This window comes from Streptococcus sp. 339 (genome assembly GCF_013277285.1).
Classification (GTDB): domain Bacteria; phylum Bacillota; class Bacilli; order Lactobacillales; family Streptococcaceae; genus Streptococcus; species Streptococcus pseudopneumoniae.
The window spans coordinates 5,398-12,293 of the sequence record NZ_VMMR01000095.1 but is presented as its reverse complement, the minus strand read 5'-3'; the positions used below and the strand labels follow the sequence as shown (position 1 = coordinate 12,293).

Annotated in this window: 6 protein-coding genes; all 6 read right to left on the bottom strand. The window is 35.9% G+C overall.

Features of this window, described 5'->3' with window-relative positions:
* A partial coding sequence (locus HT736_RS10120) for a helix-turn-helix domain-containing protein (protein ID WP_138699612.1) occupies positions 1-181 on the bottom strand: 181 nt, incomplete at its 3' end.
* A gap of 32 nt (positions 182-213) precedes the next feature.
* Positions 214-360 carry a hypothetical protein gene (locus HT736_RS10115; protein ID WP_000770987.1) on the bottom strand — a complete coding sequence of 49 codons (147 nt, stop codon included), beginning with the start codon at positions 358-360 and terminating at the stop codon, positions 214-216.
* 296 nt (positions 361-656) lie between these two features.
* On the bottom strand, positions 657-1,109 hold the full coding sequence (locus HT736_RS10110; protein WP_023938157.1) for a CFI-box-CTERM domain-containing protein: 453 nt from the start codon (positions 1,107-1,109) through the stop codon (positions 657-659).
* A gap of 13 nt (positions 1,110-1,122) precedes the next feature.
* Positions 1,123-4,200 carry a DEAD/DEAH box helicase family protein gene (locus tag HT736_RS10105; protein WP_054393125.1) on the bottom strand — a complete coding sequence of 1,026 codons (3,078 nt, stop codon included), beginning with the start codon at positions 4,198-4,200 and terminating at the stop codon, positions 1,123-1,125.
* A 63-nt stretch (positions 4,201-4,263) separates the two neighbouring features.
* Entirely contained in the window at positions 4,264-4,749 is a 486-nt protein-coding gene (locus HT736_RS10100; RefSeq protein WP_000499891.1) for a hypothetical protein, read from the bottom strand.
* A 3-nt stretch (positions 4,750-4,752) separates the two neighbouring features.
* Positions 4,753-6,441 carry a site-specific DNA-methyltransferase gene (locus HT736_RS10095; protein WP_050971680.1) on the bottom strand — a complete coding sequence of 563 codons (1,689 nt, stop codon included), beginning with the start codon at positions 6,439-6,441 and terminating at the stop codon, positions 4,753-4,755.
* Between the last annotated feature and the right edge of the window lie 455 nt (positions 6,442-6,896).

Here is a 6,896-nt window from a genome sequence, read left to right as displayed (position 1 = left end):
CATATTTTTTTACAGTTGGCCAAATCGTTGTTTGATTACAGTCTAAAAGCTCTATAATCTCTTTATAAGATTTACCCATCAGACGAAATAGAACGATTTGAAGGCGTTTATGATATTTAGCTGTACTAGAGTCTTTTAAAAGTGTTTTGATAGCTTGGATTTCTTCTTTAGTTGATTTCATATTACTATTGTATAATGCTTTTTTATTTTAGTCTAGTCTAACAATTCATACCTTTGTATCTCTTTTGTTGTTTCTTCTTTTTTATCATTATCAACCCCAACAGTCACAAAGTTTACTCCAATAAATATAACCATGTAAAACAATACCAAGGCAAAGCCCAAACCCTTTAATAACTTCATTTTCTTTTCTCTACTTTCTTTTTTTGTGTTAGTCTTTTTAGTTTATCTTAATTATATATACTCTTAAAACCCAAGGGGTAAAAATCCCCCCTTACAATCCTACCATTTCATCAAGCCAGCTAGAGAAATTGTCTTCCTTTGTATCTTCCTCATTCCATTCAAAATCTTCCAAGTATGTTCTATTAGTGATTAGTTTGACACGTTTGTTTTGGTATTGGGGATCTAAATAGAATAGGGGGTCTCTTCACTATACAAGTTAGCGAGGACCCGAACTCTTTTCCTATACTCTACTCGTTTTATTGGACCACTTTTTGAGACAATTCTAGTGTATATGTTTTATACAATTGATGGCAAGTTTGATTCTCTCCTATTTTAATCAAGGAAACACAAGGTAAGACAAGTCCTGACCAGATAGACTCTAGTATTTCCTCACGATTTGAATGTTCTTCTAACTTGGCAACAATCTGAGGAGCCATCTTATAGTAGGATTCAATTTCCTCCTGACCACCATCTTTAAAAGCTAGATAAGAATCCCTGAATTTTCGCAAAATCATCAATTCATCACAGTCATCTGCCAATCCCTTGTAAGTTACAGCTGCTTCTGTCAAATAACAACCTCTTTGTTCAATCTGATAGTAAGCATCTGGTTCACCAAAAAATCCAGTTCTAGAGTGCACATATCTCTCTGCATCACTCCTACGTTGAAAAACAGCTACTTCTCTTCCCTTACGATATACAATAAATTCCATTTCTTTTACCTCCCTATCTTACAATATTTAATAATTCCTCATAACTTGAAACCACATCATAGATGTGCTGATCATTAATCAATCCAGCTTGAGCTAACGCTTTAAAATGAGCACGCGCACAGGAAATTTTTGCTTGCTCAGCTTGTTTCAATTGAAGACTAGACATAGATCCTTTCGTTTCTGCAACAAAATAGATATGTTTGACACTACCTTCACGGAAGGCGATTGCCCAGTCAGGGTTATAGTTCCCAAGCGGAGTCGCAATACTGAACTTCCCTGGTAGCTTCACATAAACACGAACATCCTCGTATTGTTCCAAAGATTCTTTAAAGGTCTTCTCCGTATTGGAATCAACTTTTACAAAATTGTAAATCCCTTTTTTGGATTCAAGTAAGTGATCATCTGATCTGTTAGCAGTTTCAGGATTGTCATAAAACAAGTCCATATCATACTCTTCATTTAACACATTATACTGAATATGCTTGATAATTTGACTTGCTTTTTGTTCATTAATGAGTTTTGAAACCTTAAGAATAAACTCTTCTGGATTCTGTTTAAACTTGTCAAATTGGTAGACATAGATTTTACTTAATATTTCCGCAACCAATTTACGAGTTAAACCAGTCTGCTCAGCAATCTCCCCTAGCAAATCATATTTGGTCATAATCTGCGAATCCGTTAGATATTCTTGTTGGCGATTATTTTCAGCCACTATCAGATGGAGTCCTTCTTCCTTACTCATCTCAGTAGCGCTTGCTTGAGTTATATGAAAGCTTGGTTTGCTAACGACTAATTTCTCATTGATATAGTCAACCGAATGTTTTACCAACTCCGTATCATCAAACTCTACTTGATAGCTTGTCTTTCGATTGATTTGCTTCCAGAGATTTAAGAATTCTTTTCGGGCAATATTTTCTTGATTGACCTCATTTGAGAATTGAATTACCGCATTATTCGCATTTTCAATTTCATACTGTCCTGCATGATAAACGCTCTCCAATATCTCTACCAGATTATCCTCATAACCTGCTAGCGTTTCAGACAGTTGTAACTGATGATTTTCTTTTGCAGTAAAATATTCTGTGGTTAATTGTCCTTCACGATCTATATAGCCTTGTCGAATCAAATCAAAATGAATCGAATCTGCTTGTTCCTTGGTAATTCGTATTGTTTGACCTTCTTGATTCGTTAGAACTTTATTCGTAAAGAGAGTAACATCCACTTTTACAGGACGTTCTGCTAAGAGTTCTTTGATTTCTTCTTGTAGATTTCTAGCAAATTGTTCATAGCTTTCATTTGCAATTACTGTCAGTTTATTGATTTCATGAACATCATTTCCTAAGAGTTCAAAATCCTGACGAATTCCGTTTTGGTCAACTGCCAAACGCATACCACGACCGATTTCTTGACGTTTACGGGTTTCTGCTGAAGATTGCTTCAGCGTACAGATTTGAAAGACATTAGGATTATCCCATCCCTCTTTTAGAGCTGAGTGAGAAAATAGGAAACGAACTGGCTCTTCAAAGCTCAACAAACGCTCCTTGTCCCTCATAATCAAGTCATAGGCATCGGTGTCATTTGAAAGATTACTTTTCTTTTCACTGGCAGATTTATAATCTACGAAAATGGTCTTATCTGACTTCTTCACTTTATCTACCGAAAAGTAACCAGCATGAACTGAATTTCCTTCAAGATTAGCCTCCAAATATCTACGATAAGGAGTTGGTTCCTGTGTTCGGATAAACTGGTTTACTTGATTTCGATATTCTTCTTCAAAAATCTGAGCGTATTCACCATTATAGGCATCATTATGTTCATCATATTGTTTATACTTGGCCACTTCATCGATGAAAAATAGGGATAATACTTTAATTCTTCGATTGTACAGTTTACTTTCTTTTTCGAGATGACTTTTTATAGTCTCTCGGATTTGAATTCTTCTGATGCTAGACTCATCCACTTCCCCTATCACTTCACCGACATGAAGTTCTTGCGTCACACCAACTTGAAGTTTGTTCTCTCTTGCATCAAAGTGACTAAGGGTCATTCCTTTATAAGCAGATAAATTCCCCGATTCAGCATACAAATCAAAGGGTTCTTCCACCACCTTCAATTTCCTCTTAACACCTGACTGCGTTTTTACTTCAAACTCAATTTTTGCTTTGGGTGCTCCTGTTTTTTGTGGAATGATTTCTTGTAGATATAGATATCCTTGTGTCCCGGTCGTCCCAGTTTGCTCAATAGCCTTAACCGCAATCTTCTTCACTAATTTTTGATTGTAAGCATCCATGGCATCCAATCTATAAACCATATCATGTTTTTCTTTATGGGTAGCCGAATAACGTAGTGTAAATAATGGCTTAAAATCTTTTAGTCTTTCCTTTGTCTGTTTCCCTTCAACAGACTGAGGTTCATCAATAATCATAATCGGATTCATAGCTGCCAAGACATCAATTGGACGGCGCCAACGGAAACTTTCCTGTTCAGAATGAATCCGTCGCGCATCTTTGCCTTTTGTATTAAAGGCTTGAGAGTTGATGACCATGATTTGAAGGTCTGACGAATTGGCAAAACTATCCAAATCACCTAAACGTGAAGAATCGTAGACAAAATAGCGTGGTTGCTTCCCATACTCCATCTGAAAGTGACTTGACATGATCTGTAGAGACTTGAGAACCCCTTCACGAATGGCTACACTTGGAACGACAATGACAAATTTAAGCCAGCCATAGCGTTTATTCAACTCCATAATTGTACGGATATACGTGTAGGTCTTCCCTGTTCCCGTCTCCATCTCTATGGAAAAATTATAAGCTTCTCGTCCAGCAATCATATCAATCGATAGTTTATCAGAAGGACGCAAACCATAACGAGTTTGCATAGTATGAACATTTTCTCGTATACTTGTTTGACTCAATTGAATCGGTGCATTTCGATAAGCATCTAAAACCAAATCTACCTCATCTGACTTGAGACGACCTGGATCCGCCATATACTGAACTCCAGTATGTTTGGCTTGCCCTTGAAATAAATCTGCAATGGCACTAACCGCATCCAACTGAAATTGTTGTTTTTTAAATTGTAGTTTCATAATTCTATATTCTTTTTATTAAATTCACATAAACTATTTCACATCTATAACTATATTTAATAGTTACGCCATATTATATTTCTTTTTAATTTCTTTCACTTTTGATGATGTAATATCGTTAAAATACTCTTTTTCCCACTTCATTGCATCACTAAGTACAAGACAAATAGAAATAAGTTTTTGATTATCTTCTTGTATCTTTCCGTCTTCAACTTTCTTGATAGTATCTTCAAGTTCTTGAATGAATTCTATGGCTAAACTATACATTTCCTTATTAGATAAAAAATATAATTTAGTTATATTTTCATCAATTGCCTTATGTTGCTTTTTTAGATTAGAAACTGTATGATTTGCAAGCAAGTATTCCAAAAGTAGAACAAAATCACTATACAATATCATCCTTTTTTCAAATAAATGTTGTTTTAAGTTATCTTTAAAAGCATGTCTAGTAACCCAGATTGCAATGCTGATAGAAACAATAATCGCAATCGAATCTACTATAATCCCTCCGATACTTATCCAATTATCAGTTGTCAGCTGATAGAACATCGCCTACACCACCTTCACTTTCGTATGAGGTGATAATTCTTTGAAGATTTCACTTACGTTAATCTTATCTGCTGAATTGGCAAATGAACTATCACGGAAAACAGCACGGAGTGGTTGTGCTTGAGCGATATGATGGATAACTTCTTCTGATATTTCATCTTCAAAACAAGCCATGAGTGATCCTTGATCTACATCATAAACTTCTGCGCCTGCTACTTTCTCCAAGTCAATGGCTAGTGACAGTTCCATTCCCCATGTCAGCATCACTTGGAAAAGTAAGTCAAGGCCAGTACGTCCTTCCTTGATATTGGATACACTATCAAATAGTTCTCCCTGGATAAATTGATTAGGTCGAGCTGAAACATCTTTGAAATTAGAAGAGTCTAACTTATAAGCCTTAAATCCAAAGTCCTGCTTGCCAACCAACTCAGGATACTCCTCCTGAATCTTGGCAGCAGCACGACGAATCCGCTCACGTGAAATCTGATCAATAGTTTCATAACCTGCTTCTTTAGCAGCAGACTTATCAGCTACTTCTTCATCCAAAGTACATAGGATAAACTTACGATTTCCACCATCTTCAGCATTCAGTTGCATAACTGCGTCTGCCGTAGTACCAGAACCACCGAAGAAATCAAGAATAAGGGCGGTTTCTATACTTGCACCTAATCCTAACAAATTTAATAATAGTTTTGTCGGCTTAGAAAAATCGAATACTCTAAAATCAAATAACTTCTTAATTTCAGTATTGGCACGTTGATTTGTTCCAAACTCTACATTCCAAAAATCATTAGATAGTTGACCATTCTTCATTGCATCACTTAAATATATCTTTGTTCTTGGAACTCCTCCATTTTCTGGCCAATGAATTTTGTCATCTTTTAAAAGTTGGTGAAAATCTTTTTCCGAAACCATCCATGGTCCCATAAGTACTTTTCCAGCAGGACTTAGAATTTCATAATTAAACCTTCCTCGAACTTCATCACGTAGGATGCCTCTCCCATATTTTCCTTTTGAATCTTCATAAGCATATTCTTTCTTAGCTGTATCTGAAAGTGGTAACCGTCCATATGTAACTCTAGAATAATCCTTTGAATACACATATATATATTCTTTTACTCTAGCAGCTTTACCTATATTAGGCTGATTATCACTTCTTCTCCAAGCAATCGTTTGAACGAGATTCTCCTCCCCAAATATCTCATCACAGATAGCTTTCAGATTAGCTTGTTCATTATCATCGATAGAGATAAAGATGACACCTGAATCTTTGAGGAGGTTACGAGCTAGGCGGAGGCGTGGATACATCATATTGAGCCAGTCTGAGTGATAACGGGCCGAATTTTTTTCATTTTTTGTGAGCCCAATGACCTGGCGCCCTTCTTCATCCAAAAGTTCCATCTCTTCCTTCAACTCTTCGTCTGTTTTTTGGAACTTATCAGAATATACAAAGTCTTTCCCTGTATTATAGGGTGGATCGATATAAATCATATCAATTTTTCCTAGATAGGATTCTTGTAAGATTTTCAAGACTTCTAAATTATCTCCAGTAATAAAGACATTTTCACTGTTTTCAAAGTCAACACTTTCATCAAGATCTGGTCTTAGGGTTTTGGTAGTTGGTCGCCCAGCTTCTGCAATAGCTTCACGCTTTCCAACCCAAGTAAACTCATAGGATTCTCGACCATCCACAATTTCCTCTGATAAAAACTGTTTAAGCTTCTCAAAGTCAATCGCAGAACGTAATCTGCCGTATTCATCCCTCTTTTCCGTCAGAACTTCAGGAAAAAGTTGACCAATTTTTGAAATATTATCTGTAAAAACATCTTTTGAAGTGAGAGTTAATTTCTCAAGTCCAGAGTTTTCACCTGTGTGCTGTGCTGTGCTGTGCTGTGCTGTGCTGTGCTGTGCTCATGGTAGTATCCTTTCTTAGCTTTGTCAAGCTTTTGTAATTTTAATTTTATAAAAAATTAAGTTGGCTTATCCTATCTTTGTAATGCTTCATTTTTAATACATTACAGCTTCATTTTATCAAAAATAAGGATTGAAATCAAAAGAGTTCTCTAATCTCAATTTCTGATTTTTCTTTATATTTATACTCTTCAAAAATCTCTTCAAACCACATCAACGTCGCCTTACCGTATATA

Coding starts and splice junctions, on each gene's coding strand:
- HT736_RS10110 (WP_023938157.1), bottom strand. CDS start 1,109: ATGGAATTTATTGTATATCGTAAGGGAAGAGAAGTAGCTGTTTTTCAA.
- HT736_RS10115 (WP_000770987.1), bottom strand. CDS start 360: ATGAAGTTATTAAAGGGTTTGGGCTTTGCCTTGGTATTGTTTTACATG.
- HT736_RS10100 (WP_000499891.1), bottom strand. CDS start 4,749: ATGTTCTATCAGCTGACAACTGATAATTGGATAAGTATCGGAGGGATT.
- HT736_RS10105 (WP_054393125.1), bottom strand. CDS start 4,200: ATGAAACTACAATTTAAAAAACAACAATTTCAGTTGGATGCGGTTAGT.